General features: G+C 72.7%; 25 protein-coding genes. 15 read left to right on the top strand and 10 right to left on the bottom strand.

Translation table 11 applies throughout. The annotated features are described in order from the left end of the window. The first annotated feature begins 17 nt into the window (after nt 1-17). Complete coding sequence (locus ABZ934_RS09195) at nt 18-752, top strand: class I SAM-dependent methyltransferase (RefSeq protein WP_361310533.1); 735 nt, start codon at nt 18-20, stop codon at nt 750-752. Continuing rightward, nucleotides 749-1,831 carry a prenyltransferase/squalene oxidase repeat-containing protein gene (locus tag ABZ934_RS09190; protein ID WP_361310530.1) on the top strand — a complete coding sequence of 361 codons (1,083 nt, stop codon included), beginning with the start codon at nt 749-751 and terminating at the stop codon, nt 1,829-1,831. The genes ABZ934_RS09195 and ABZ934_RS09190 overlap by 4 nt, the downstream gene beginning before the upstream one ends. A gap of 119 nt (nt 1,832-1,950) precedes the next feature. On the opposite strand, the gene ABZ934_RS09185 is transcribed toward ABZ934_RS09190, so the two are convergent. Then, entirely contained in the window at nt 1,951-2,250 is a 300-nt protein-coding gene (locus tag ABZ934_RS09185; RefSeq protein WP_361310528.1) for a hypothetical protein, read from the bottom strand. Between the two features lie 113 nt (nt 2,251-2,363). On the opposite strand from ABZ934_RS09185, the gene ABZ934_RS09180 reads away from it, so the two are divergent. The 3 genes from ABZ934_RS09180 (at nt 2,364) to ABZ934_RS09170 (ending at nt 5,300) form a co-directional block, all read left to right on the top strand. After that, nucleotides 2,364-3,005, top strand: coding sequence for a hypothetical protein (locus tag ABZ934_RS09180; protein ID WP_361310526.1), 642 nt, complete (start codon nt 2,364-2,366; stop codon nt 3,003-3,005). Between the two features lie 141 nt (nt 3,006-3,146). Beyond that, a complete protein-coding gene (locus tag ABZ934_RS09175) occupies nt 3,147-4,865 on the top strand; it encodes an immunity 49 family protein (RefSeq protein ID WP_361310524.1) in 1,719 nt (572 codons plus the stop codon). Nucleotides 4,866-4,901: 36 nt separating this feature from the next. Continuing rightward, complete coding sequence (locus tag ABZ934_RS09170) at nt 4,902-5,300, top strand: hypothetical protein (RefSeq protein ID WP_361310522.1); 399 nt, start codon at nt 4,902-4,904, stop codon at nt 5,298-5,300. Here the strand turns inward: ABZ934_RS09170 and ABZ934_RS09165 are convergent. The 5 genes from ABZ934_RS09165 to ABZ934_RS09145 form a co-directional block, all read right to left on the bottom strand. Next, nucleotides 5,297-6,307, bottom strand: coding sequence for an LLM class F420-dependent oxidoreductase (locus ABZ934_RS09165; protein WP_361310519.1), 1,011 nt, complete (start codon nt 6,305-6,307; stop codon nt 5,297-5,299). The genes ABZ934_RS09170 and ABZ934_RS09165 overlap by 4 nt on opposite strands. A gap of 134 nt (nt 6,308-6,441) precedes the next feature. Then, nucleotides 6,442-7,245: a hypothetical protein gene (locus tag ABZ934_RS09160; RefSeq protein ID WP_361310517.1), complete on the bottom strand. Its 804-nt coding sequence runs from the start codon at nt 7,243-7,245 to the stop codon at nt 6,442-6,444. Between the two features lie 137 nt (nt 7,246-7,382). Beyond that, nucleotides 7,383-8,366 carry an N-acetylmuramoyl-L-alanine amidase gene (locus ABZ934_RS09155; RefSeq protein WP_361310514.1) on the bottom strand — a complete coding sequence of 328 codons (984 nt, stop codon included), beginning with the start codon at nt 8,364-8,366 and terminating at the stop codon, nt 7,383-7,385. Between the two features lie 96 nt (nt 8,367-8,462). Then, complete coding sequence (locus tag ABZ934_RS09150; protein ID WP_361310512.1) at nt 8,463-9,104, bottom strand: class I SAM-dependent methyltransferase; 642 nt, start codon at nt 9,102-9,104, stop codon at nt 8,463-8,465. Nucleotides 9,105-9,652: 548 nt separating this feature from the next. Beyond that, entirely contained in the window at nt 9,653-10,207 is a 555-nt protein-coding gene (locus ABZ934_RS09145; protein WP_361310510.1) for a hypothetical protein, read from the bottom strand. A gap of 147 nt (nt 10,208-10,354) precedes the next feature. On the opposite strand from ABZ934_RS09145, the gene ABZ934_RS09140 reads away from it, so the two are divergent. After that, nucleotides 10,355-11,203 carry a helix-turn-helix transcriptional regulator gene (locus ABZ934_RS09140; RefSeq protein ID WP_361310507.1) on the top strand — a complete coding sequence of 283 codons (849 nt, stop codon included), beginning with the start codon at nt 10,355-10,357 and terminating at the stop codon, nt 11,201-11,203. Beyond that, nucleotides 11,163-11,423 (top strand): DUF397 domain-containing protein, encoded by a 261-nt coding sequence (locus ABZ934_RS09135; RefSeq protein WP_361310504.1) that lies wholly within the window; start codon nt 11,163-11,165, stop codon nt 11,421-11,423. The genes ABZ934_RS09140 and ABZ934_RS09135 overlap by 41 nt, the downstream gene beginning before the upstream one ends. A 146-nt stretch (nt 11,424-11,569) precedes the next feature. Here ABZ934_RS09135 and ABZ934_RS09130 read toward each other — a convergent pair whose 3' ends face one another. After that, complete coding sequence (locus ABZ934_RS09130; RefSeq protein ID WP_361310501.1) at nt 11,570-14,578, bottom strand: NB-ARC domain-containing protein; 3,009 nt, start codon at nt 14,576-14,578, stop codon at nt 11,570-11,572. Nucleotides 14,579-14,626: 48 nt separating this feature from the next. After that, entirely contained in the window at nt 14,627-14,977 is a 351-nt protein-coding gene (locus tag ABZ934_RS09125; protein ID WP_361310499.1) for a hypothetical protein, read from the bottom strand. Between the two features lie 180 nt (nt 14,978-15,157). Between ABZ934_RS09125 and ABZ934_RS09120 the strand changes: the two genes are divergently transcribed. Beyond that, a complete protein-coding gene (locus tag ABZ934_RS09120; RefSeq protein ID WP_361310497.1) occupies nt 15,158-17,293 on the top strand; it encodes an acyl-CoA dehydrogenase in 2,136 nt (711 codons plus the stop codon). Nucleotides 17,294-17,314: 21 nt separating this feature from the next. Continuing rightward, nucleotides 17,315-18,505, top strand: a complete 1,191-nt coding sequence (locus ABZ934_RS09115) for a lipid-transfer protein (RefSeq protein ID WP_361310494.1) — start codon at nt 17,315-17,317, stop codon at nt 18,503-18,505. Nucleotides 18,506-18,562: 57 nt separating this feature from the next. Here the strand turns inward: ABZ934_RS09115 and ABZ934_RS09110 are convergent, their stop codons facing one another. Beyond that, a complete protein-coding gene (locus tag ABZ934_RS09110) occupies nt 18,563-18,913 on the bottom strand; it encodes a DNA-binding response regulator (protein ID WP_361310491.1) in 351 nt (116 codons plus the stop codon). 251 nt (nt 18,914-19,164) lie between these two features. On the opposite strand from ABZ934_RS09110, the gene ABZ934_RS09105 reads away from it, so the two are divergent. The 3 genes from ABZ934_RS09105 to ABZ934_RS09095 all read left to right on the top strand — a co-directional run bounded on the left by ABZ934_RS09105 (nt 19,165) and on the right by ABZ934_RS09095 (nt 22,122). After that, complete coding sequence (locus tag ABZ934_RS09105) at nt 19,165-20,019, top strand: MaoC/PaaZ C-terminal domain-containing protein (protein ID WP_361310489.1); 855 nt, start codon at nt 19,165-19,167, stop codon at nt 20,017-20,019. A gap of 61 nt (nt 20,020-20,080) precedes the next feature. Beyond that, on the top strand, nt 20,081-21,157 hold the full coding sequence (locus ABZ934_RS09100; RefSeq protein WP_361310487.1) for a Zn-dependent alcohol dehydrogenase: 1,077 nt from the start codon (nt 20,081-20,083) through the stop codon (nt 21,155-21,157). A 23-nt stretch (nt 21,158-21,180) separates the two neighbouring features. After that, a complete protein-coding gene (locus ABZ934_RS09095) occupies nt 21,181-22,122 on the top strand; it encodes a 3-oxoacyl-ACP reductase (RefSeq protein ID WP_361310484.1) in 942 nt (313 codons plus the stop codon). An 84-nt stretch (nt 22,123-22,206) separates the two neighbouring features. Here ABZ934_RS09095 and ABZ934_RS09090 read toward each other — a convergent pair whose 3' ends face one another. Beyond that, nucleotides 22,207-23,271, bottom strand: coding sequence for a hypothetical protein (locus ABZ934_RS09090; RefSeq protein WP_361310482.1), 1,065 nt, complete (start codon nt 23,269-23,271; stop codon nt 22,207-22,209). A gap of 187 nt (nt 23,272-23,458) precedes the next feature. Between ABZ934_RS09090 and ABZ934_RS09085 the strand changes: the two genes are divergently transcribed. The 3 genes from ABZ934_RS09085 to ABZ934_RS09075 are packed head-to-tail and all read left to right on the top strand — an operon-like array spanning nt 23,459 to nt 26,360. Further along, nucleotides 23,459-24,316, top strand: coding sequence for a Nif3-like dinuclear metal center hexameric protein (locus ABZ934_RS09085; RefSeq protein ID WP_361310479.1), 858 nt, complete (start codon nt 23,459-23,461; stop codon nt 24,314-24,316). Next, nucleotides 24,313-25,056 (top strand): C4-type zinc ribbon domain-containing protein, encoded by a 744-nt coding sequence (locus ABZ934_RS09080; RefSeq protein ID WP_361311341.1) that lies wholly within the window; start codon nt 24,313-24,315, stop codon nt 25,054-25,056. Before ABZ934_RS09085 ends, ABZ934_RS09080 begins: the two co-directional genes overlap by 4 nt. Then, on the top strand, nt 25,056-26,360 hold the full coding sequence (locus tag ABZ934_RS09075; protein ID WP_361310476.1) for a bifunctional RNase H/acid phosphatase: 1,305 nt from the start codon (nt 25,056-25,058) through the stop codon (nt 26,358-26,360). The genes ABZ934_RS09080 and ABZ934_RS09075 overlap by 1 nt, the downstream gene beginning before the upstream one ends. Nucleotides 26,361-26,396: the final 36 nt, after the last annotated feature.

Genomic DNA, 26,396 nt, shown 5'->3' with positions numbered 1-26,396 from the left:
CGCGAAGGCAGGACCCCGTGCTGACCGTCGATTTCTCCCGGTTCCCGCTCGCCGCCGGCGACCGCGTGCTCGACCTGGGCTGCGGCGCAGGCCGGCACGCCTTCGAGTGCTACCGGCGCGGCGCCCAGGTGGTCGCCGTGGACCGCAACGGCGAGGAGATCCGCGAGGTCGCCAAGTGGTTCGCCGCCATGAGGGAGGCCGGTGAGGCCCCCGCGGGCGCCACCGCCACCGCCATGGAGGGCGACGCACTGGCCCTGCCCTTCCCCGACGAGTCCTTCGACGTCGTCATCATCTCCGAGGTGATGGAGCACATCCCCGACGACAAGGGCGTGCTCGCCGAGATGGTGCGCGTGCTCAAGCCCGGCGGCCGCATCGCGATCACCGTGCCGCGCTACGGCCCGGAGAAGATCTGCTGGGCGCTCTCCGACGCCTACCACGAGGTCGAGGGCGGACACATCCGCATCTACAAGGCCGACGAACTGCTCGGGAAGATGGAGGCCGCGGGCCTCAAGCCGTACGGCACGCACCACGCGCACGGCCTGCACTCCCCGTACTGGTGGCTCAAGTGCGCGTTCGGCGTCGACAACGACAAGGCGCTGCCGGTGAAGGCGTACCACAAGCTCCTCGTCTGGGACATCATGAAGAAGCCGCTGGCCACGCGGCTCGCCGAGCAGGCCCTCAACCCGGTCATCGGCAAGAGCTTCGTGGCGTACGCGACCAAGCCCCACCTCCCCGTCGGCGCGGCGCAGTGAGCACGCCCGGACGCACCGAACACCTGGTCCTGGACGGCGTACTGACCGCCGAGCAGGCGGCCGGCACGGTCGCCGGGATCCTCGCGGCGCAGCGCGCCGACGGGGCGATCCCCTGGTTCCGCGGCCACCACCTGGACCCGTGGGACCACACCGAGGCCGCGATGGCGCTGGACGCGGCCGGGGAGCACCAGGCCGCGGAGCGGGCGTACGAGTGGCTGGCGCGGCACCAGAACGAGGACGGCTCCTGGTACGCGGCCTACGCCGACCGGCCGGACGGGGTGGACACCGCCGCGCCGCAGGACGCGAGCCGGGAGAGCAACTTCGTCGCGTACATAGCGGTCGGGGTGTGGCACCACTACCTCGCCACGGGCGACGACCCGTTCCTGGACCGCATGTGGCCGGCGGTGCACGCGGCCGTGGAGTTCGTCCTCGCGCTACAGCAGCCGGGCGGCGAGATCGGCTGGAAGCGGGAGGCGGACGGCACGCCCGTCGGCGACGCGCTGCTGACCGGCTCCTCCTCCATCCACCAGGCGCTGCGGTGCGCGCTGGCCATCGCCGACCACCGAGGGGACCCGCAGCCGGACTGGGAGCTGGCGGCCGGCGCGCTGGGGCACGCGATACGGCGGCACCCGGAGCGGTTCCTGGACAAGTCGCGGTACTCGATGGACTGGTACTACCCGGTGCTGGGCGGCGCGGTCACCGGCGCCGAGGCGCAGGCGCGCATCGCGGAGCGGTGGGACGAGTTCGTGGTTCCGGGGCTGGGCGTGCGGTGCGTGCTGCCGAACCCGTGGGTGACGGGCGGGGAGTCATGCGAGCTGGCGCTCGCGCTGTGGGCCATCGGGGAGTCGGACCGGGCGCTGGAGATCCTGCGCTCGATCGGGCACCTGCGGGCCGAGAACGGCATGTACTGGACGGGCTACGTGTTCCGGGACAAGGCGGTCTGGCCGGTCGAGCAGACGACCTGGACGGCCGGCTCGCTGCTGCTGGCCGTGGCCGCGCTCGGCGGCGACGAGGCGACGGGCGAGATCTTCGGCGGTCTCTCCCTCCCACCGGGCCTCGAACCGGACTGCTGCGCGTAGCTGCGCTAGTGCTGCGGCCGGAAAGGTCCACCGGGTCGCGGCGCCCGGCACGGCACTAGACCCTTTCCACAGCCGGCGGCCGCCACGTCACAGGTGGCGGCGCCGGGGCGGGTTCGGGGTCAGCGGCGGTAGAGCCAGCCCGAGACGACGTGGCCGATGAAGAGGTAGACCACGGCTGCCAGGCCGTAGCCGACCACCACCTGCACCCACTCGCGGTCGAAGGTGAACAGGTCGTACGACCAGTTCGCGAGCCAGGTCGCGGCGTCGTGCACGAAGTCGACGAACGCGTTCCCCCGGTTGGCGCCCAGCAAGTAGAGCAGGATCCACAGGCCGATCACGAAGGCCAGCACGTCCGCCAGGACGGCGACGGCCCGGCCCAGGCCGCTACCTCGGGCGGGTGCTCTGGTGTATGTCCGCATGCCCCGCGTCTTGCCGCCGCAGGGCGGAACAAACCCCGAACGGGTCCCCCAAGTAGCGGAGTCACACGGTCCGGGCCAGGCTGCGGAGGACACCTCAGTCCCCGGAGGCAACCGTGTCCCACCCCATCACGACTGTCCGAATCCGCCGCGCGCTGACGGCGGCCCTGCTGTCCTGCGCGCTCCTGGCCGGAGCGACCGCTTGTGGTTCCGGCGGCGGTTCCGGCGCGAGAACCGAGAACGACGACGTCTCGGTCGCCGTGGCCGCCTTCGCCGAAGCCGAGGGGGCCGCCTCGGCCGCGGACGCGCAGGCGGCCGCCGCCGAGCCGACGCCCAGCACGTCCGCCGAGCGGCAGAAGTTCGCCAAGACCCGCTTCGTGGCCAACGCCGGCCTCGCGGCCGGGGCGACGTACCAGTGGATCATCAAGCCGTACAAGGCGGGCAAGTTCAAGAAGGGTGCGAAGGGCCGTACGGTCGCCCTCGTCAAGGCCGGCCTGGCCGGCGCCTTCGCCTACAACCGACTGAAGGCGGCGATCAACAACGCGAAGGGCGACCCGCTGCTGTCGAAGGCGGTGGCACCGCTCAGCTCGGGCATCGAGTCCCTCAAGGGCCTCGGCTCCAAGCTCCGCAAGGGTGACGCGAACGACGCCGACATCAGCTCCTTCCAGAACGTCATCGGCGGCGTTAAGGACGCGGGCAAGAGCGCCGGCGCCCCCGTACAGGACCAGGTCCCGAGCCTGTCCCAACTGAAGGGCTGACCCACCCGGACGACGCGCCGCGGACGGGTCGGACGGGCACACGCGCCCGGACGGCCCGTCCCGTGCGTGCCGTCCGGCCGGGCGCGTGGTCCGCGCCGGGCCCCGGGCCGGACTGTCACACCCGCCTCGTAGGGTCGAGGTGTGAAACGAGACGACGCCCTTCACCCCTCGGACGTCCCGGACTCCGAGCTGTCGATGCTGACCGTCGCGCAGGCCGCCCGGTTGAGGGAGCTCGCCGCGCCCTACGCCCGGGACGGCCTCCACCACTCCCTGCACAATCTGGCGCACGCCTGCCGTCAGGCGCCCGAGGCCCACTGGCCCGACCTGGTCGCCGCGCACTTCGCCGCGCTGGAGGCCGGCGGGGGCGGCGGTGAGAGCGCCGAGGAGCTGCTGCGGGGCGCGCACGCCCGGCTGCTGCCCCCGGGGTCGTTCACCCCCGAACTGGCCGCTGTCATGCGGTACGCGCGGGTGGTGGCCGACGGGCTCGTCCTCGCCTACGCCCTCGACGGACCCACGAGCGTGCGCATCCTCACCGACCGGGACGTGGAGCGCGCCGGGCTCCGGGAGTTGGGGCAGGCGGCGTACGCGAACCTGATGCGCGTGCCCGTCGAGTACGCGGAAGTGCCCGGCGAGGGAGGGGCGCGGCTGTACTCCGTCTACGGCGACTCCCACTTCGTCGCGGCCAAGGCCCTGTACCTGTCCGAGGTGGCACGGCAGGTCAACGGGGAGCCGCTCCCGGAGGCGGGCGCCCTGGTCGTCGTGCCCAGTCGGCACAACCTGGTGTACCACCCGATCGCCGACGGATCGGTGGTCGACGCCCTCAACTCCCTCGCCTCCTACGCGCTGGGGGCTTACGGCGACGGGCCGGGCGCGCTGTCCCCGCAGGTCTACTGGTGGCACGACGGCGGCCTGACGTCCCTGACCGTCTTCGACGAGGCCACCCGCACCTTCTCCCTGCGCCCTCCGCCGCCGCTGCTCGCGCTGATGAAGGGCCTGGTCCGCCTCGGCCCCGCAGGTCGGCTCGCCGGCCGCGCCGCGACCGGGGCCCCCGACATCGACGCGCTCACGCAGGCCACCGCCGAGTCCATACGGCGTCTCGACCAGGACCCGACGGGGCTGGGTGACGCGTTCGGCTCCGCCCTCGCGCTCGCCCACGCCCACTGCGCGGACGACCCTGACGGGGCGTGGATCGACACCTGGGATGCCTGGGCCACCGCCGTGCAGCTCGGCTCCGCGCTGTTCAGCGGCGGCCGGCCGCAGGAGTGCCGACTGGGCGAGGACCTCGTCGTGGGACTGCCCGGGACGCCCGCCGATCCGCCCGTGGACGCCCGCGCCTGGCTCGACGCCCTCTACCTGGCGCTCGTGTGCCGCCAGACGGAGCGGGTCGGCCGGCTGTGCCAAGTGCCCCCGGCGAGACTGTGGGAGGACGACTCCGTCGACGAGTACGTCCTGCACTGGGTCGACACCCTGCGCACCTACCTCTCGCCCCGGCAGTCCATGGACGACGTCGTGCAGAAGCTGCTCGCCACCATGCGGGCGTCCATGCCCGAGAACCTGACCCACGCGCCGAAGGACTTCGTGAACCGGATCGACTACCAGCCCGTCGCCCTCTTCCACCGCCTGATCGCGGGCGACCACGACGCCTTCGCCGCGGCGCTCGCCGAAGCGCTGTCGGAGCACGGCGGCTACTGGGACGGGTCGGCGGCGCCGCGCGCCCGACTGGCACTCGGACCGCTCGCGATCGCGAGCCTCGCCTACGACCGGGGCTTCCCGATCGACCCGAAGCAGCCGTACCTGCCGACCTACCTGCTCAACCGGGAGCGGATCGAGACCATCCCCGACGCCGGGGTCCCCCGGTGATTTGTGCCGTGGCCGGCCGGAACCCAAGATGAGCGGATGTTCGGATTCCTCTTCCTCGCCGTCGTGGCCGTCGTGGCCGCGCTGATCGGCCGGCAGGTCCGGCGCGTACAGCGCCGCCGCGCGGCGGCCGGTCCGCCCGCCGGCATCCCGTGCATGGCCCGCCACCCGGCGGGCGGGGGACGCTGGCGGCCCGGCCGGGTGTACGTCGACCAGGGCGCGGCCCGCTGGCTCCCCCGCCGGGGCCCGGCCGTCGACCTCACCGACGCCCGCGCCACCGCCGTCCGGCCGCCCTCGGTACGGGAGGGGCTCTCCATCAACCCCGGCTCCCGCATCGCTACCTGCGCCCTCCCGACCGGCCCCGCCGTCGAGATCGCGGTGATGGCCCTGGACCTGCGGGAACTGCTGGCGGCCGTGCCGGAGGCGGACACTCCTTAGCTGTTGAGTTCCGCGAGGACGCGGAGGGTGTGGGGGTCCGGGGCGGTGAGGAGGAGGTCGGTGACCGGGCCCTTGCGCCAGAGGTCGAGGCGCTCCGCGATCCGCTCGCGCGGTCCGATCAGGGAGATCTCGTCGGCGAAGGCGTCGGGGACGGCCAGCACCGCCTCCTCCTTGCGGCCGGCCAGGAAGAGGGCCTGGATGCGGTGGGCTTCCTCCTCGTAGCCCATCCGGGCCATCAGGTCGGCGTGGAAGTTGCGGGCCGCGTGACCCATACCGCCGATGTAGAAGCCCAGCATCGCCTTGACGGGCAGCAGCCCTTCCGCGACGTCGTCGCAGACCTTGGCGCGGGCCATCGGCGCGATCAGGAAGTTGTCGCGGAGCCCGGTCAGGGAGGTCCGGTAGACGTCGGGGCGGGTCGGTGACCAGTACAGGGGGAGCCAGCCGTCCGCGATCCGGGTCGTCTGGGCGATGTTCTTCGGGCCCTCCGCGCCGAGCAGGAGGGGCAGGTCCGCGCGCAGGGGGTGGGTGATGGGCTTCAGGGCCTTGCCCAGGCCCGTGCCGCCCGCGCCTCGGTAGGGGTGGCTGTGAAAGCGGCCGTCGAGGCGGACGGGGGCCTCGCGGCGCAGCACCTGGCGGATGACGTCCACGTACTCCCGGGTCGCGGTGAGCGGGCTCGCGGGGAACGGGCGCCCGTACCAGCCCTCCACCACCTGCGGCCCCGACAGGCCCAGCCCGAGCATCATCCGGCCGCCCGAGAGGTGGTCCAGGGTCAGGGCGTGCATGGCGGTGGCGGTGGGGCTGCGGGCGGCCATCTGCGCGATGGCGGTGCCGAGCCGGATGCGGGAGGTGTGCGCGGCGATCCAGGTCAGCGGGGTGAAGGCGTCCGACCCCCATGCCTCGGCGGTCCACACCGAGTCGTACCCGAGGGCTTCGGCCTCCTTCGCCAGGGCGAGGTGGTCCGGGCCGGGGCCACGGCCCCAGTAGCCGAGTGCGAGTCCCAGGCGCATGTGCGGTCCCCCTGTGAGTCCCGGTGAGCCCGTAGCGGGCGCTATCTGACGATGCGTCAGAAAACTGTAGGGCAACGGCCCCCCACCCGGAAGGGTGGAGGGCCGTGGCCGGGCGTCGCGTCCGGGGGAGGGTGTTACCCGCGCTGGATGCCCGAGGTGTCGTTCAGGACGCCGCGGCGGCCGTCCTGGGTCTGCGCGATCAGGGTGGACTCGCCGCGCTGCTCGACGGCCAGGTACCAGGTGCCGGGGGCGAGTTCCGCGATCGGGGTGGGCGAGCCGTCCTCGGCGAGGAGGGGGCGGGCCACCGGGACGGCGAACCAGAACGGGGAGAAGTCCGCCGCCGGGGCGGGGGTCGGGGTCGCGTCCTGCGGGCCGGGGGAGGGCGTCGGGGTGCCGCCGTACGGCGGCATCGGCTGGGGGGTGGCCCCGTACGGCTGCGGCTGCTGGGCGCCCGGGTACCCGTACCCGGCGCCGGGCTGGCCACCGTACGGCGGGACGGCCGCAGGCCGCGGCTCGGGGACGAGCTGACCGGCCAGCGCCGGAATCTTCGGGCCGGCCACGGCCACACCGGCCAGGGCGAGGAGGGCGAGGAAGGACAGGACGCAGCCGGCGCCGAGGTCCGCGTTGGTCGGGCAGACGATCAGCGACCACAGGGCGTTCCAGGCGGCGGCGACGGCGAGCACCGTGCCCCAGGCGGCCAGGGGCAGGCCGAGGACCTTGCGGGACTCCGGCTGGAAGCGGGCGGCGATCAGCAGCCCCGCCGCGACGAAGCCGAGCAGGAAGACGGCGGGCAGGGCGAGGCCGTTGTAGTCGGTGTTCCACACGCTCGGCATGTTTGCGCCGGTTACGGAGTAGAAATCGAGGAACGAGGCGATGAACAGCAGCACCGCTGCTCCGATCACCACGCCGTCGCCTCGAGTGAGGGAGCGGATGTTCACGTCTTAGGTGTCCTTCTCGGTCTCGGTCGTCTCGTGGTGCCGCGGTCGCAGGTCAGGGCTGGAGCGGGGCGGGCGGCACCATGGTACGGAGGTTTTCCGTGGCCGAGAGGGCGGGGCGGTGGGCCGCCCCGGTAGGACTACCCGCCCAGGAAGCCGACGATGCCGTCAGCGATGCCCTGTGCCGCCTTCTGGCGCCACTGCGGATTGGTCAGCTGCGCCGCGTCCTTGCTGTCACGCATGTTGCCGCATTCGATGAACACCTTGGGCCGGGTTGAGAGGTTCAGTCCGCCCAGATCGTCGCGGATCACCAAACCCGTTCCGCTTCCGAGGTAGTTGGCGGGGCTGGATCCCGTCGTACGGGCGAAGTTGCTCGCGATGCGTTCGCCGAGCAGCCGGGAGGGTTCCACGATCTTCGCGGTGTCCGCCTTCCCGCTCTTGACCTCGGCCGGGAGGATCACGTGGTAGCCGCGGTTGCCCTCGGAGACGCCGTCCGCGTGGACGGAGACGACGGCGTCGGCCTTGGCCTCGTTGCCGATGCGGGCCCGCTCGTCGATGCAGGGGCCCCAGGCGCGGTCCGTCTCGTGGGTGAACACCACCTTGAGGCCCTTGGCCTCCAGGAGGGTGCGCAGTCGGCGGGACACGTCCAGCGTGAACTCGGCCTCCATGTAGCCAGAGTTGGTGGTGGTGCCGGTGGTGTCGCACTCCTTGCGGTTGGTGCCGATGTCCACTTGGCGGTCGATCTCGGTGGTGTGGTCGAAGTTGCCGGTGTTGTGGCCGGGGTCGATGACCACGGTCCGGCCGGCCAGCGGGCCCTTGGCGGGCGGCTGCGCGGAGGGCGAGCTGCCGGTGGAGCCGGTGGGGGTGGCGCCGGTGGCGCTGGCCGCCGTATTCGGCTTGCCGTCCAGGTGGGTGGCGTGGGAGGCGGGCAGTGGAACGGCCCGGGGTGGCTGCCGGTCCTGGCCGGTCCCGGTCAGCGTCTGGGTCAGCACCCATGCCGCCAGCGCGGCCGGGGCGACGGACGCGACCGCGATGGTGAGGGCGGAGCGGCGCGTGAACCAGCGCCGGTCCGGACTGATCGAAGAGGCGGACTCCGGGGGCGGGGGGCTGTCGTCGTAGCGCACGCCGCGATGCTAGACCGGCCCCGCCCCGGCAGGCCGGGGCTGAGCCATTCGAGGGCGTGGTCTGTTTATATGCCCGAGGCGGGTGGGGGAGAGGTGCTAGATGCCTGCGCCGGTGCGTCGGAGGACGCGCAGCGAGTCGGTCACCGAGACCTCCTCGAAGGCGCCGGAGGCGAGGGCGCGCAGGTAGATCCGGTACGGGGCCTGGCCGCCGTCGACCGGGTCCGGGAAGACGTCGTGGATCGCCAGGGTGCCGCCGACCGCGAGGTGCGGGGCCCAGCCCTCGTAGTCGCCGTTCGCGTGATCGTCGGTGTGGCCGCCGTCGATGAAGACGAGGCCGAGCGGGCCGCCCCAGGCGGCCGCGACCTGCGGGGAGCGGCCGACGATCGCGATCACGTGGTCCTCCAGGCCGGCCCGGTGCAGGGTGCGGCGGAAGGTCGGCAGCGTGTCCATCAGCCCGACCTCGGGGTCCACCACGGTCGGGTCGTGGTACTCCCAGCCGGGCTGCTGCTCCTCGCTGCCCCGGTGGTGGTCCACGGTGAGCGCGGCCACGCCCGCCTCGCGGGCGGCGTCGGCCAGCAGCAGGGTGGAGCGGCCGCAGTACGTGCCGACCTCCAGCAACGGCAGCCCGAGCGCGGCCGCCTCGGCCGCGGCGGCGTACAGGGCGAGCCCCTCGCCCACGGGCATGAACCCCTTGGCTGCCTCGAAGGCGGCGAGGGTCTCCGGCTTGGGGCTGGCCATGGTGTTCCTCCTGCTGGGCGGGGTGCGCGTGGGCCGCCCATGGTGCCTTACCGGCTGGTAGGACACCACGGCCGGGGTCATGTACGGCGCCATCCCCCCGGGGCCCGCGCCTCATGCGCCGGCGGGGCTGGATGTGCCCGGCCGGGGTGGGAGGCAGCGGTGGGGGTGATCGGGGCCGGCCGGGCCACCGCCACCGGCCGGCAGGCCGTCGCACCGGTCTCCTACGGCCGCTGGGACGAGTCGGCTTGCGCCCACTGGGCCGCCGGGGAGACGCAGCTGAACCCACTGGTCGGGGCTGCCTTCGACACCGAAGGCGCCTTCGACCCCGACGCGACCCGCCCGGCGCCCGCCCGGTTCCTGGCGCCGGTGTTCCTGCTCGCCGGGGAGGTCGATCCGGGCGCACCGCCGCCGCGCGGCCGGGTTCGCCGGGCTGTTCCCGGACGCCGAGCTCCGGTCCAGCCGGGAGCCGGACCGGTTCCCGGCGGCCGCCGCGGCGTTCCTCGGGCCGGGCCCCGCCCAGGCGCCCGGGGCGCCTGGGCCGCGGCCCGTCAGCGGCCGAAGAGGCGCGGCAGGGTGCCCGTTCCGGCGGAGCGCCGCTGCTCCCGCTGCGCCCGGCGGAGATCACTCCGCGTCTCCCGGACCCGCTGCGTCAGCCAGTGGGTCCCTCCGGCATTGACCTCCAGCCTGTGCAGCAGCGGTTTGAGCAGGGCCAGCGGGTAACCGGGATCTCCCGACTCCCCGATGCTGCGCAGCACCCGGTACGCCATCTCCGCGTCCCCCCCCGCGCCACAAGGGCCGCGGGATCCCTGTACAGCCGCAGGTACAGGGCCGCGGCCGTGCCGAAGTCGCTCACCACCCAGGCATCGTGGGCGAGCCGGCGGCGGACGTCCAGCAGGACCGGTGGCGATGTGGGGGTGCGCCAGGTTCCCCGCGAGGCTGGCCTCCCGCTCGAAGCGGCGGACGTCCTCGGTGGTCTGCGGATACCCGATCTTCACCGCGACCAGGCGGCCCACCCGCTCGTCCCGCGCCCGCCAGACCTCACCGAATCCGCCCTGCCCGAGCAACGCCTCCAGCTCGTACCGGTCTTCGATTCGTTCCCGCATGCCCTCGGCCCCCGTAATGCCATGCTCTGCCGCCCCGGCAGAGCATTATCTCTGGCCGTTCGGGCCACCTGGTGCCGCCGGGGCCCCTACGATCGACTACAGAAGGAAACCTACGCCTCACGGCGTGTAGTTGGTGGTGACGGCTCCATGGTCAGCAGCCGCGAACTCGATCCCAGTGCCTCTCCGCTGGACTACTACGGCGCCGAACTGCGCCGCCACCGGGAGGACGCCGGATTGAAACAGGCGGAGCTCGGGAGCAGTGTCTTCTGTACCGGCTCGCTGGTCGGCATGATCGAGAAGGCCCGCCGGGTGCCGACCCGGGACTTCTCGGAGCGGGTGGACGCGGTGCTCAACACGGGCGGGTTCTTCTCCCGGCTGGTGGGGCTGGTGCTACGGAGCCAGCTGCCGGCGTGGTTCCAGGCGTACGCGGAGATGGAGGCGCGGGCGGGGTACATCTCCACCTTCCAGGCTCAGCTGATCTACGGACTGCTGCAGACCCCGGCGTACGCCCGGGCGGTGCTGGGGTCGCGGAGCAACGACGACCTCGACGCGAAGGTGGCCGCGCGGATGGACCGGCAGCGGATCCTGGAGCGTGAGGACCCGCCGCTGATGTGGGTGGTGATGAGCGAAGCCGCCCTGCACCAGGAGATCGGCGGCCGGGAGGTCATGCGGGAGCAGCTTGCCCACTTGGTGGTGCTACAGGAGTGGGAGTGGGTGAAGGTGCAGATCCTGCCGTTCGAGGCGGGCGCGCATGCGGGGCTTGATGGCTCCTTCACTCTGTTGCGGCTCGATGATGGACATGACGTCGTGTATACGGAGGACTTGGTCCAAGGGCATACGACGGCCAATCCAAAAGCACTCAGGGAAGGTTCGCTCCGATACGATCTTCTGCAGGCCGCGGCCCTCTCTGTGGAGGACTCGTCGGCACGGATCGCCCGCGTAATGGAGGAGCGTTATGGACACCATCCAGCACATGACGGGCACGTTGTGGCGTAAGTCCTCGTACAGCGGCAGCAACGGTGGTGAGTGCGTCGAGTGCGCCCCGCTCGGCGCTGCCGCTTGGCGCAAGTCCTCGTTCAGTGGCGACACCGGTGGTGACTGCGTCGAGGTCGCCGCCCAGCCCTGCCGCGTCGCCGTCCGGGACTCCAAGAACCCCGGGGGGCCCGCTTTCACCGTGAGCCCGGACGCCTTCGCGGTGTTCGTGCGCGGTCTCTGACCCGCCGGGCGGAAACGCTCCTTCGGGCCCGGCCCGGCCCGGTTCCGGCGCGAGACACATGCCTCGCGCCGGGTGCCGGGCGGCAAGGAACGTGAGGTGGATCAAGACGGGTGTGAAGTTCCCATGATTCGCGGAGCCGGAGTGCGTTACTGGCTCCGCTGCCAACGGGCGACGTTTCGACGGGTCGCGATGGTTATGGGGTGGTCTTCGCCGAGTACGCGGATGAGGTCGGGCAGAAGGTCGGTCAGAGCGGCGGCGGCTCGTGCGGGATGGCCTGACGCGCCGTGCCAGAAGGCGATGTTGCTGCGGACGACGAGGGTGTCTGGGGCCTCAGGCCCAAGGACCCGGGTCATGTCGGGAAGCAGCTGCTCGTAGGTCCTCGCCCCTCCGGCTGCGTCACCGGCCCGCCCTCGCCAAAAGGCCAGGTTGGCGCGGGTGGTGAGGGTGCCGACGTGGTCTTCGCCCAAGACACGCGCCTGGTGCGACAAGAGGTCCTGCAAGGCTGTGATGGCACCGGTCGCGTCCCCGGTTTCTTGCTGCCAGCGGGCCAGGGTCGCGCGGATGGTGAGCGTCTCGGTGTGGTCGGGGCCGTACACGCGCTCATACGCGGAAAGCAACTCGCCGAAGCTGCGGCTCGCACCGGCTGGAGCCCCGGCCTCCCCCTGGTAGTGGGCAAGGACGGCGCGGGTGAGGAGGGTTTCGGGGTGCTCGGGTCCCCAAGAGGCCGCCTGGTCGTCCACGAGAGCGCGTAGGACGCCGATCGCGCCGACTGTGTCCCCGGCCCGCTCCAACCACAGGCCGCGAGCGCGGCGCACGATGAATGTCTCAGGGTGATCGGCCCCCAGTGCGCTCACCATCAGCGGAACGAGGTCGGCCAACGCAGCCGCTGCGCCGGCTGCGTCCCCGGCTTCGCCTTCCCAATGGGATATGGCGTAGCGCGTGGTGAGAGTGTCGGGATGCGTGAGTCCGAGCACTCGTTCGCGGTCGGCCAAAAGGAGCTTGAGCTCTGCGGCGGCCGTTGCCGCTTCCCCGAGCTCGCCTCGGGTCCAGGCCAGCTCGTGACGTGTGGCGAGGGTGTCGGGATAGTCGGCTCCCAGTGCGCTGGTTTGTATGGGCAGCAGGTCTTGAAGAACGCGGGCTGCTTCGGCGGCGTCTCCGGCGCGGCCCTGCCAGACGCCCAGGTTGTGTATGGCGTTGAGGAAGTGAGGGTCATGCTGGTCCATCAGGCAGACCATGTCCGCCAGCAGCTCCCGGAGCTCTTCGACCGCTCCGGCTGCGTCCCCGGCCTGGCCCCGTCGCCGCGCGATTTCATGGCGAACCACGAGGGTGCTGGTGGCGTAGTGCCCGTGCACGCGCACCATTTCTGGCAGGAGGTCCCGCAGGATGCGGGCCGAACTTTCGATATCCCCAGCCTTCGCCTGCCAGAAGGCCAGTCCTGCCTGAACGCCGAGGGTGACCGGGTGGTCGGGACCCAGAGCCTGCGTTGCGATGGGCAGCAGTGTCTCGGAGGCTTGCTTCGCGCCGGCAAGGTCCCCGGCCCGGCCTCGCCACCGGGCATGATTGGCACGAGCCGCAATAGCCTGCAGATGGCTGCCGCCCAAGGACGAGGTCGCCGTCTGCTCAAGGCGGCCGAAGTAGTCGGCGGCGGCCGCGAACTGCCCTGCCGCACCGAGACTGAGCCCGCACCGAAAGAGCACCTCGTGTCCCTCCGGGCCCCACAGGGCACCGGTGGCGTCACTGCCTTCCAGGGCCTGCGCACAGGCCCGGAGCCGCACCCCGCCCGGCTGGTATCCTTCGGCCTCGGGCCAGGCCGCAAGTAGGGCGTCGGCAGCGGCGCGGGTAAGACGAGCGCGCTCACGGGTGGGGACCTGTTCGCGGACGGCACGCTGCAGGAGCTGATGGACGCCGACATCGCCACCACGGGTGGGGTGGCGGACCAGACTCAGTCGGTGCAGTGCCCGCAACGCGTTAACGGCCTCATCTGCGGCGACGGGCACGGGCTGCTCCTGCCGGTGGCGTCGGGCCCATCGCCACCGGCTCTTCCCCGCAGGCGCGCCGGCGGCTGTCTTGTTGGCCTCACGACAGGCGCCGAGGTAGACCAGGGCGGGCTCGCTGGTGAGGACGTCCTGCGGGATACCGTTGGCGTCCAACATGGTGGTCAGGGCAAGCATGGGACGGGCCAGGCCCGGTGGATCCAGGCTATCGGCCCGGTCGATCGACAGAGACCAGGCGGCGGCCAAAGGAATGGACTGGTCGTCGGGGAGGCGATCGGGGGCGATGTCAGTGAGCTTGGTGGCGCGGTCGGCCAGCAGCTGACGGTACGTGGTCACCTCGTGGCCGCTGTTGATGATGTAGGCGGTGGCCTGGGCCAAGGCAAGGGGTAGATACCCGAGGTCGGATGCCAGGGCCTCCAGGTCGGCACCGGTGGTGTCGCGGCCTTCGAGGGCATCGGTGAGATAGGTGAGGGCTTCCCTCTCGGTGAACAGGCCGATCTCGATCCTGCGGCCGCCGTCCGCGCGGAGAGCGGCGTCTTGGAGTCGGGTTGTCACCAGGGTGCGGCCATGAGGGCTTGAGGGCGGCCACAGACCGTGCAAGTCGTCGGGGTCCGCGACATCGTCGAGAACGATCAACCAGCGACACGGATGTGTCGCGGCTTTCGGGCTGAGCCAGGCAAGAAAGGACCGGGCGGCGCTTTCGGCATCGTTGGGATCACCCCGGCACAGCTTGACACCGGCCTCCCGGTAGGCCGCCAGGATGGCCTGCCGACTGTTCGCTGTGATCCACACCAGAACATCCAGCTCGCCGGACTCGCTGGCGTGGCCGGCGAAGTCGGCGGCGAGCTGCGTCTTGCCCGTCCCGCCCATGCCGGTCAGGAACTGCGTGCGGACGGTGGTCTCGCCGCGCTCCACCATCGCCCGCAGCCGGTCCATCTCGGCACGATGCTGAAAGGGGGCTGCCTTCTTGGGGATGGCACCGACATGCTGTGGCCAGGGAGCCGGTTCCTGAGGCGCGAGCTGTTGGTCCACGTACACCGTGCCGATGTAGCCGCTGTTGGCAATGGAGCCCCCTACGGCGTTCGCCGGCGCGGTGCCGCTGACCGTGACTTCCCCGTCCGCCTCCCCGGCGGCATGCCGCGGCTTGTGTCTCCATGCCATGTGATGGTCCTCCCCACCCTACTGTTGGCTGCGCCGCGGTGGCTCCGGTCAGCTGTGGTCGACACCACTGACGGACTGGCTGTCGTCGTCGGCGATTGCGTCGCCGGTGTCTTCCGCCTTCGCCGACCCACTGCCGCGCCCCTGAGGGCGCCGCACGCCGGTGACTGCCGTGCTCCCGCCGCTGGCGCGTGGCATGCCCGTGCGAAGAGCTACGTCATCTGTACGGCTGACCGGCTGCTGGAACAGTGCCCATACCAGGGCGGCGACTCCGACAGCAGCCTGGACCGACGCCCCGGCCAGTTGGCCGGAGTCGGGACTGTCGAGCAGCCATAGCAACGGCGTGGAGACGATCCCTCCTACCGCCAGCACGATGATCGTGATCTTCCATCCCTGCGTCACGAATTCCCCCTACAAAAACATGCGGGTCGATCGGCTGACAGCCCGCGGTGCATATGTTCTCGCAGGGGTTCGGCGTGAAACTCGGATGCCCGCAACTGGTACTGACCGGTGTCATAAAGTTCTGGACTAGGCACGGATCTGACCTTCCGTCAGAATGGAACGTGTTCTAATCTGCCGCGCATGGGCATCGGAATCACGCAAGAGCAACGGGAGTTGGCCGACGCCGTGCGCGGGCGGCTCGCGCGAGACGTGCCGGTCGAGGAAGTGCGCAAGCTGCTCGACACCCCGCCGCGGACCGGGGCGCGACCCGGCTACTGGGACGCCCTGGCCGACTCCGGGCTCCTCTTCCCACACCTGGAGGGCGGCACCCTGCTCGATCTCGCCGTCGTCGTGGAGGAGGCCGCCCGGGCGGCGCTGCCCGGGGCGTACCTGCCGAGCGCGCTGGCCTCCGTACTCCTGGAGCGGACCGGGGCCGAGCCGCTCGGCGGACGGGTGGGGGCCGTCGCGCTCGGGCCCGGGACCATGACCGCCGTCGCCGTCGAAGGCGGCGGCCACCTGCTGGACGGTCTCGCGCCGCCCGTGCTCGGCGCCGGGGAGGCGGAGCTCGTGCTGCTCGCCGCCGAGGCCGCGCGGGGGACCCTCTGGTTCGCCGTCGACGCCGCCGCCCTGGAGATCCGTACCCACGACAGCGTCGACCCGACCCGGCCCACCGCCGAGGTGCGGGCGCGCGCGGTCCGCGTACCGGCCGGGCCGCTGCCCACGCTGGACCGGGACCTGGTGCGGGACACCGCCTGCGCGCTGTTCGCCGCCGACGCCTGCGGGACCGCCGCCTGGGCGGTGCACACCGCCGCCGCATACGCGAAGGTGCGCGAGCAGTTCGGCCGGCCCATCGGGCGGTTCCAGGGCGTCAAGCACCTGTGCGCCGACATGCTGGTACGGCTGGAGCGGGCGCGGGCACTGGCCTGGGACGCCGCCCGGGTCCTGGACGAACCGGCGGCCGGGGCGCGCTCCCTCGTGACGGCGCTCGCCGCCGCGACCGCCCTGGACGCCGCCTACTCCTGTGCCAAGGACTGCATCCAGGTGCTGGGCGGGATCGGCTTCACCTGGGAGCACGACGCGCACATCCACCTGCGTCGGGCCGTCGTCGCCCGCCAGCTCCTCGGCCCCGGCGACGCGCACCGCGCACGGGCCGCGGGGCACGCGGCGGCCGGCGCGCGCCGGGAGCTGCGGCTGGAACTCCCCGCGGAGGCCGAGACGTACCGGACGCGGGCCCGCGGCGTCATCGAAGGAGCGCGGGGCCTCGATCCGGCCGCCGCCCGCAGGGTCCTCGCGCGGACCGGCTACGCCGCCCCGTACCTGCCGCCGCCCTACGGGCTGGGCGCCGGCCCCGTCGAACAACTGGTGGTGCAGCAGGAACTGGCGGCGGCCGGGGTCCGCCTCGCCGACCTCGGGATCGCCACCTGGGTCGTGCCCTCGCTGATCGCCTACGGGTCCCCGCGCCAACGGGACACGTACCTGCTGCCCACCCTGCGCGGGGACGTCACCTGGTGCCAGCTCTTCTCGGAGCCGGGCGCGGGCTCGGACCTCGCCTCGCTGCGGACCAAGGCGGAACGGGCGGCGGACGGCGGCTGGATCGTCAACGGACAGAAGGTGTGGACGAGTTCCGCGCAGAGCGCCGACTTCGGCATCCTCCTCGCCCGGACCGACCCGCGAGCGCCCAAACACAAGGGCCTCGGGTACTTCGTCGTCGACATGCGCACACCCGGCATCGACATCCGGCCCCTCAGGGAGATCACCGGGGAGGCGCTGTTCAACGAGGTCTACTTCGACGACGTCGCGCTCCCGGCCGACGCCCTGGTCGGGGCGGCCGACGAGGGCTGGAAGGTGGCCCGCAACACCCTCGGCAACGAACGCGTGCACATGGCCGACCAGATGACCTTCGACTCGGGGCTGGAGGCGCTGATCGCCGCCTGCGCCGCACGGCAGGACGACTCCTACCGGGTGCGCCTCGGCGCGCTGGCCGCCGAGGCGCACGCGCTGGCCTGCATCGGCCTGCGGACCACGCTGCTCCAGGTGTCGGGGCTGGAGCCGGGCGCGGGCGCGTCCGTACGCAAACTCGTCCAGACCCCGCACCAGCAGCGGCTGGCCGAACTGGCGCTGGAACTGCTGGGGCCGGCGGGCGCGGTGTGCGAGGGGGCGGGGGAGCGGGCGGTGCACGGGATGCTCATGTCCCGCTGCCTGACCATCGCCGGGGGCACCACCCAGGTCCAGCTCAACGTCGTCGCCGAGCGGATTCTCGGCCTTCCCAGGGACTGATGAGGAAGAGGAGTGGCAGGGATGAAGTCGTACATCGTGGGCGTCGGCATGACGAAGTTCGAGAAGCCGGAGTCGCGGGACTGGCAGTACTGGGACATGGCGAAGGAGGCGGGGAGCGCGGCGCTGGCGGACGCGGGGATCGCGTACGAGCTGGTGGAGCAGGTGCCGGTCGGGTACTGCTTCCAGGCGTCGACGGCCGGACAGCGGGCGGTGTACGAGCTGGGCCTGAGCGGGGTGCCCGTCTACAACGTGAACAACAACTGCGCCACCGGCTCGACGGCGCTGATGATGGCGCGGCAGTTCGTCGAGGGCGGCCAGAGCGACTGCGTGCTGGCGCTGGGCTTCGAGAAGATGAAGAAGGGCGCGCTGGGCGGCGGCGCCGACGCGGGCGCCGACTTCAAGACCTCCCCGGTCGCCCGGCACTACGGGATCATGGCCGCCGGGCACGGCTTCGAGATGTCGCCGCCGACCGCCCAGATCTTCGGGAACGCGGCGCGCGAGCACACGGAGCGGTACGGGACGACGCCCGCGCAACTGGCGGCGGTGGCGGCGAAGAACCACCGGCACTCGGCGAACAACCCGAACGCGCAGTTCCGGGACGTGTACGAGGTCGAGGAGATCCTCGCGGCGAAGACCATCCACGAGCCGCTGACGAAATTGCAGTGCTCGCCGACCTCGGACGGGGCCGCGGCGGCGCTGGTGGTGTCGGAGCGGTTCGTGGTCGCGCACGGGCTGCACGACAAGGCGGTGGAGATCGTGGCGCAGGCGATGGCGACGGACACGGCCGCGTCGTTCGCGTCCGGCTCGTGCATCGACGTGGTCGGCAAGCCGATGTCGGCGGCGGCGGGGCGGGCGGTGTTCGAGGCGTCGGGTCTGGGCGTGGAGGACGTGGACGTGATCGAGCTGCACGACTGCTTCTCGATCAACGAGTTGCTCACGTACGAGGCGCTCGGGATGTGCGCGGAGGGCGGGTCCGGGGAACTGGTGGAGAGCGGGGCCACGACGTACGGCGGGCGGTGGGTGGTGAACCCGTCGGGGGGCCTGATCTCCAAGGGGCACCCGCTCGGCGCGACGGGGCTGGCGCAGGCGGCGGAGCTGGTCTGGCAGCTCCGGGGCGAGGCCGGAGGGCGTCAGGTCCCGGGGGCGGGGGTGGGGCTCGCGCACAACATCGGCCTGGGCGGCGCGGCGGTGGTGACGCTGCTGCGGCGGTAGCCGCGGGGCGGGGGCGGGGCCGGAAGGGGCGCGGGCGCCCCCGCGGGCTGGGTTCGGTCAGGGGACGTCGAGGGCGGGATCCGTCACCGGTTCGCCGCGGGAGGCGCGGTGGAGGGATGCGGCCAGGTCCGCGAGCGGGCCGTCGCGGAGGACCAACCCCGCCGCGCCCGCGGCCAGGGCCGCCTCCCGCAGGCCCGACCGGGCGGAGCCCACCAGTACCAGGACCGCGCACTCCGGCGCTTCCTCCCGTACCTCGCGGACCCCGTCCACCGACTCCACCAGCGCCACCGCCGGACGGCCCATCGGCGAGGACACCACTTCGATGTCCCGCTCCAGGCCGAGCCGCACCGCCAGCGCCGGGTTCGCGGGCCACAGCAGGACCCGCAGGGACCGACCGGTTTCGTCCATCCCGTCAGGGTAGGGTCCCGGCCCCCGCGCACCGGGAAACCATGCCGTGGACCGATGATCTGACGTTGAGTCAGCAGTCTTCCCAACTGCTGGGGGGTGCGTTATACATGGCCTCACCGGCCGCCTAGAACGCGTTCTACCCGCGCTTCGGCGGCGGCCCCGCAGACGACCTCGGCGCGGCCGACGGTGCGGACGACCGCGCCGAGGTCTTCCACTCACGGAGCACCCGCTCAGCAAGGAGCAGCATCCGAATGCCGATCGATGCCGCCAAGGCCCTCGCCGCCGAACCCCGCCGGGGGGAGATCGCCTGGGACCACAAGGACGTCCAGCTCTACCACCTCGGCGTCGGCGCCGGCCTGCCCGCCACCGACCCCGACGAGCTGCGCTACACCCTGGAGTCCAGGCTCCACGTACTGCCCAGCTTCGCGACCGTCGCCGGCGCCGGCATGGCCATGCTGGGCGGCCTCGCCGCCCCCGGCATCGACGTCGACCTCGCCGCCGTCCTGCACGGCGGCCACTCCATCGAGCTGCACCGCCCCATCCCCGTCAAGGGCCGGGCCACCTCCCGGTCCAAGGTCGCCGCCGTCTACGACAAGGGCAAGGCGGCGGTCATCGTGCTGCGCTCCGAGGTCGAGGACGCCGACGGGCCGCTGTGGACCAGCGACGCGCAGCTCTTCGTGCGCGGCGAGGGCGGATTCGGCGGCGAGCGCGGGCCCTCCGCCCGGGAGGAGGCCCCCGACCGCGACCCCGACCGCACGGTCGAGCGGCACATCCGTGAGGACCAGGCGCTGCTCTACCGGCTCTCCGGTGACTGGAACCCGCTGCACGCCGACCCGGAGTTCGCCAAGCTCGCCGGCTTCGACCGGCCGATCCTGCACGGCCTGTGCTCCTACGGGATCACCCTCAAGGCCGTCGTCGACACCACCCTGGCGGGGGACGTGTCCCGGGTCCGCGCGTACCGCACGCGCTTCGCCGGGATCGTCTTCCCGGGCGAGACCCTGCGCATCCGGATGTGGGAGGAGCCCGGCCGGGTGCGGGTGGCGGTGACCGCCGTCGAACGGGACGACGCCCCGGTCCTCGCCGACACCGTCGTGGAACACGCGTAACCCCCGATCGTCCCCGATCGCCTACGCCCCCACCCCCGAGCGAAACCGAAGGAGCCGCACCGTGCGCGCAGCACTGCAGAGCGAGATCGGCCAGGACAAGCTGGAGGTCGTCGAGGACATGGAGGCCGTGGGCTTCGGCCCCGGCAAGGTCAAGATCCGCATCAAGGCCACCGGCCTGTGCCACTCCGACCTGTCCGCGATGAGCGGCGTACTGCCGCAGCCCGCGCCCTTCATCCCGGGCCACGAGGGCTCCGGCGAGATCACCGACATCGGCGACGGAGTGACCCGACACAACGTCGGGGACCGGGTGCTGGTGTGCTGGCTGCCGCCGTGCGGCCACTGCCCCTCCTGCAAACGCGGCCAGGGCCACCTGTGTCTGGAGGCGTTCGGGAACGTGGCCACCCCCAACTTCCGTCGCGCGGGAAGCGACGTCTTCGGCTTCGCCGGTACGGGCACCTTCGCCGAGGAGGTCGTCGTCCCGGCGGGGTGCGCGGTGCCGATACCCGACGACCTGCCCTACGACATCGCCGCCCTGATCGGCTGCGGAGTGACCACCGGGCTCGGCGCGGCGATCAACACCGCGAAGGTGGAGGCCGGTTCCTCGGTCGCGGTCATCGGCTGTGGCGGCGTCGGCATCTCCGTCATCCAGGGCGCCAAGGTGCAGGGCGCGGCGCAGATCGTCGCCGTCGACCCGGTCGCCTCGCGCCGCGAGGCGGCGCTGCGGTTCGGGGCGACGGAGGCGGTCGCACCGGACGCCTTCGGCGACGCGAAGAACCGGATCACGGCCGGGGAGGGCTTCGACTACGTCTTCGAGGTGGTCGGAAAATCCGCGACGACGCAGACCGCGTACGAGATGACCCGGCGCGGCGGCTCCGTCGTGGTGGTCGGCGCGGGAGCGCTGGACGACACGTACTCGATCAACATGTTCTCGCTGTTCTTCGACGAGAAGAAGATCCTGCCCTCGATGTACGGGGGCGGTGACGTGCTCCGCTCCTACGAGCGCACCATCGCGCTGTGGCGGGCCGGCCGGGTGGACCTGGCGGGTCTGATCACGCACCGGGTACGGCTCGGGGAGATCAACGACGCCCTCGACCAGATGCGTACGGGCGTGGCCCTGCGCACCTGCATCGAATTCTGAGCGCGACGAGAGGAATGCGGTAGATGTCACTGCCACTTGAGGGGCTCAGCGCCATCGTCACCGGCGCGGGCCGCGGGCTGGGTCGGGCCGAGGCGATCGAGCTGGCGCGGCTCGGGGCGAGCGTGGTCGTCAATGACTTCGGGCAGCCCGGCCGCGACGGTTCCGGGGAGGCGTCGGCGGCCCCGGCGCAGGAGGTGGCCGACGAGATCCGGGCCGCGGGCGGGCAGGCGGTGGCACACCTCGGTGACGTGGCCGACTTCGCTCAGGCGCGGGAGCTGGTCGAGCTGGCGGTCGCGAACTTCGGCAAGCTCGACATCCTGGTCAACAACGCGGGCATCCTGCGCGACCGGATGGTCTTCTCCATGTCGGAGGAGGAGTGGGACTCGGTGATACGCGTCCACCTCAAGGGCCACTTCAACACCACCCACTTCGCCTCGGCGCACTGGCGTGAGCGGTCCAAGGCGGCGGGCGGCCCGGTCTACGGGCGGATCGTCAACACCTCCTCCGAGGCGTTCCTCGGCGGCAGCGCCGGCCAGCCGAACTACGCGGCGGCCAAGGGCGGCATCGTGGGTCTGACCACCTCGACCGCCCTGGCCCTGGCCAAGTACGGGGTCACCGCCAACGCGATCTGCCCGCGCGCCCGTACCCGGATGACCGAGGACGTGTTCGCGGGCTTTCAGGAGCCGGAGGAGGGCGAGCTGGACGCCCTCGCCCCCGAGCACGTCGCCCCGCTGGTCGGCTACCTGGCCTCACCGGCCGCAGCGAAGGCCAACGGGCAGCTGTTCGTGGTGCACGGCGGGATCGTGGTGGTGATGGAACGCCCCAAGGTGGCCGCGAAGTTCGACACCACCAAGGAGGCGTTCAGCTTCGAGGAGCTCGACGGGCTCCTCACCCCGCACTACGAGTCGCGCCCGCCGAACGAGACTTTCGCGGCGGCGGAGGTACTGGGCCTCAAGCACGACTAGCGCGAGAATCACGCCGGGCATGCCCGGCACGCCCGGCACGACGGGGGAGCGGCCGGCGGGCCCCCGGCCCCGGCCGTTCCGACCTCAGTTCAGCGGGGCCTGCTGGAGCGGCACCGGCCGGGGGGCCGTGGGAGCGGTGATCCGGACCGGCGGCGGCGGGGCCGCCGGCTGGGTCAGGGTGACGATCCCGCACGGCACCTCCGGGGTGGCGTAGGGGAGGCGCAGCACCCCCTGCGGGGTCCACAGGCCGCTCCCCAGCCACCCCGCCGGGGCGGAGAGCCGGAAGACGTGCCGGTCGGCCGGCCGCCACAGCGCGATGCCCTCGGGCACCCGCAGCGCGACCCCGCAGCTCTCCGGCATCAGCACCTGCCCCGGCTGTACCGCGAACGGCACCGCGTCCGCCGCCCGCAGGCACTCCGGGAAGCGGACCGGGCGCTCGCTGCCCAGCACCCCCCAGCCCAGCCGCGGCTCGCCCGGCGCGTCCGAGCGGATCAGCAGCAGCCCGCTGTCCGGCTCGGCCAGCAGCAGCCGGTCGTCGCTGTCGTCCGCGATCTGGAGCAGCGGGGTCACCAGCCCGTCCCGGGCCAGGTCCACGGTCACCGTCTTGGTGCGGCCGTCCAGCTCGCGGTCCAGCGCCAGCAGTCGGCCGGCACGGTCCAGCCAGACGCCGCCCGAGCAGCGGCCGGGGACACGGGCCGCCCGCCGGGGGCCGCCGGGGGCACCGGCCACCTGCCAGAGCACCGTCTCCTCGGTGCCCACCGCCAGGGCGAAGGCGCCGTGTCCGTCCGGGGACGGCGGCAGCAGGAAGACCCGTACGTCCCGCGCGCACGGCCCGATCGAGCCCAGCGGCAGCTCCCCGGTGCGCGACCCCACCCCGGCGCCGCCGGTCGGGTACAACAGCGCGAAGGCGTGCCGGTCCGCCACCCGGCGGTGGATCAACACCCGGCCGTCGGCGAGCGGCAGCACCTCGCTGTCCGCCTCTTCCGGCTGCGCGAGCGGCAGCGGTACCGCGTACGGCTCGGGCCCGGCCAGGGTCCAGCGCTCCGGATACCGGGCCTGACCCTCCCCGGCCAGCCGCGCGGCGTACGCCCCGTCCGCCGCGATCGTGAACGCGGCAGCCGTCGTCATCTCGATGGCACAGACAGTCATCCGTGCGTCACCTCCGGTGAGGAAGCTAGTTTTCGCACTTCCTGCCGAACAACACGACCTCACGCGCTTCACACATACGGGTGGCGGCACGGCGGTTCAGGTGTGACGCGGGGGATGGTTGTGCTGTGCGGCGCCGGGGTCCGCCGGCGCCGCGACCGGGGGCCGCCACGGACGGTAGCCTTGGCCCGTGCCCCGTCTCTCCGAAGTCATCGCCGCTCTCGACGCTCTCTGGCCCCCCGCGCGGGCCGAGCAGTGGGACGCCGTCGGCACCGTCTGCGGTGACCCCGACGCCGAGGTCACCCGGGTGCTGTTCGCCGTGGACCCCGTACAGGAAGTCGTCGACGAGGCGGTGAAGCTCGGCGCCGACCTGGTGGTCACCCACCACCCCCTCTACCTGCGCGGTACCACCACCGTCGAGGCGGGCACCTTCAAGGGCCGCGTCGTGCACACGCTGATCAAGAACGACATCGCGCTGCACGTGGCCCACACCAACGCGGACACCGCGGACCCCGGTGTCTCCGACGCCCTCGCCGGCGCCCTGGACCTGCGCGTCACCGGCCCCCTCGTGCCCGACCCCACCGACCCCGCGGGCCGCCGCGGCCTCGGCCGCATCTGCGAACTCGACCACCCCGAGACGCTGCGCGAGTTCGCCGCCCGCGCCGCCGCCCGGCTGCCGCACACCGCGCAGGGCATCCGCGCCGCCGGCGACCCGGACGCGCCCATCCGCACCGTCGCCGTCAGCGGCGGCTCCGGCGACGGCCTGTTCGCGCAGGTCCGAGCCGCGGGAGTGGACGCCTTCCTCACCGCCGACCTGCGCCACCACCCGGCGTCCGAGGCCCGCGAGCAGAGCCCGCTCGCCCTCGTCGACGCCGCCCACTGGGCCACCGAGTGGCCCTGGTGCGAGCAGGCCGCAACACAGCTCGACGCGATCTCCGAGCGCCACGGCTGGGGCCTGCGCACCCACGTCTCGCGCCTCGTCACCGACCCGTGGACGGCGCACGCGCCGTCCGTCACCTCCTCTACCAACCCTGGAGCCCCCAACTGAACGCCGAGCCCGCCGACCAGATCCGACTTCTCGACGTCCAGGCCCTGGACGTCCGGCTGTCTCAGCTCGCCCACAAGCGCAAGTCGCTGCCCGAGCACGCCGAGGTCGACTCCCTGACCAAGGACCTCACCCAGCAGCGGGACCTGCTCGTCGCCGCTCAGACGCAGGCCAGCGACGCCGCCCGCGAGCAGACCAAGGCGGAGCAGGACGTCGACCAGGTCCGCCAGCGCGCGGCCCGCGACCAGGCGCGACTGGACTCCGGCGCGGGCGTCTCGGCCCGGGACCTGGCGAACCTCCAGAGCGAGGTCGTCTCCCTCGCCAAGCGGCAGGGCGACCTGGAGGACGTGGTCCTGGAGGTCATGGAACGCCTGGAGGCCGCGCAGGCGCGCGTCACCGAACTGACCGAGCGGGTCTCCGGCCTGGAAGCCGAGCTCGCGGACGCCACCGCGCGCCGCGACGCCGCCACCGCCGAGATCGACGCCGAGGCCGCGGGCATCGCCAAGGACCGCGAGGTCATCGTCGCCTCGATGCCCGAGGCGCTGATGGCCCTGTACGAGAAGATCCGCGTCAAGCAGGGCGGCGTCGGCGCCGCGCGCCTGTACCAGCGCCGCTGCGAAGGCTGCCGCCTGGAGCTCGACATGGCCGAGGTCAACGAGATCAAGGCCGCCGCCCGCGACCAGGTCGTACGCCACGACAACTGCGGCCGCATCCTGGTCCGTACGGCGGACTCGGGCATCTGATGTCGAGGCTTGTCCGGTTCGTCGTGGAGGCGGACGGCGGATCCCGGGGCAACCCGGGGCCCGCCGGCTACGGCGCGGTGGTCCTCGACCCGGCCTCGGGCGAGACGCTGGCCGAGCGCGCCGAGTACATCGGCGTCGCGACGAACAACGTGGCCGAGTACAAGGGGCTGATCGCCGGGCTGAAGGCCGCCCGCGAACTGGCCCCCGACGCGGTGGTCCTCGTACGCATGGACTCCAAGCTCGTCGTGGAGCAGATGTCGGGCCGCTGGAAGATCAAGCACCCGGACATGAAGCCGCTCGCCACCGAGGCGGCCACGATCCTGCCGCGCGCGCAGGTGACGTACGAGTGGATCCCGCGCGAGCGCAACAAGCACGCCGACCGGCTCGCCAACGAGGCGATGGACGCGGGCAAGCGCGGCCGGCAGTGGGAGCCGTCGGCCTCCTCCGCCGCCCTGGACACCTCGGCGGCGCGCGCCCTGGCGACCCCGCCGCCCGCGGGTCCTCCCGGCGACGCCACCGCCGGAGCGGCCGCGGTCCGCGCGGCCCTCGCCGCGGCCTCCGTCGCCACGTCGGCACCCGCCGCGGGGGCCGAACAGGCGGCGGACACGCTGTTCGCGGAGCCCGCCCCGGCCGCCGCCCCGGCCCCGGCGGCGCCGTCGGCCGGGTGGGGTCCCGACCTGGGCACCCCGGCCACTTTGGTCCTGCTGCGCCACGGCGAGACGGCGCTGACCCCGCAGAAGCGTTTCTCCGGCAGTGGCGGCAGCGACCCCGAACTGTCTCCCGTCGGCCGCCGCCAGGCCGCCGCGGTGGCCGGGGCGCTGGCCGCGCGGGGCACCGTCGAGGCCGTCGTCAGCTCCCCGCTGCGCCGCTGCCGCGAGACCGCCCAGGCCGTCGCCGACCGGCTGGGACTGCCCGTCGTGATCGAAGAGGGCCTGCGCGAAACGGATTTCGGCGCCTGGGAGGGCCTCACCTTCGCCGAGGTGCAGGAGAGGTTCCCCGACGACCTCCAGGCGTGGCTGGACTCCCCGAAGGCGGCCCCCTCGGGCGGCGGCGAGAGCTTCGCCGCCGTGACCCGTCGGGTCTCGGCCGCCCGCGACCGCCTGCTGGGCGCGTACGCGGGCCGTACGGTGCTGCTGGTCACGCACGTGACGCCGGTCAAGACGCTGGTCCGCCTCGCGCTCGGCGCGCCCCCGGAGTCCCTGTTCAAGATGGAACTGTCGGCCGCCTCCCTCTCGGCGGTGGCCTACTACGCCGACGGCAACGCCTCGGTCCGCCTCCTGAACGACACCTCGCACCTGCGCTGAGTCCACGTACGCAGAAGCCCCCGGCCACAGCGTGGC

Source organism: Streptomyces sp. NPDC046557, from assembly GCF_040645975.1.
In the GTDB taxonomy this organism is placed as follows: Bacteria; Actinomycetota; Actinomycetes; order Streptomycetales; family Streptomycetaceae; genus Streptomyces.
The sequence above is the reverse complement of the archived record's forward strand: the minus strand, read 5'-3'. Positions and strand labels throughout refer to the sequence as shown.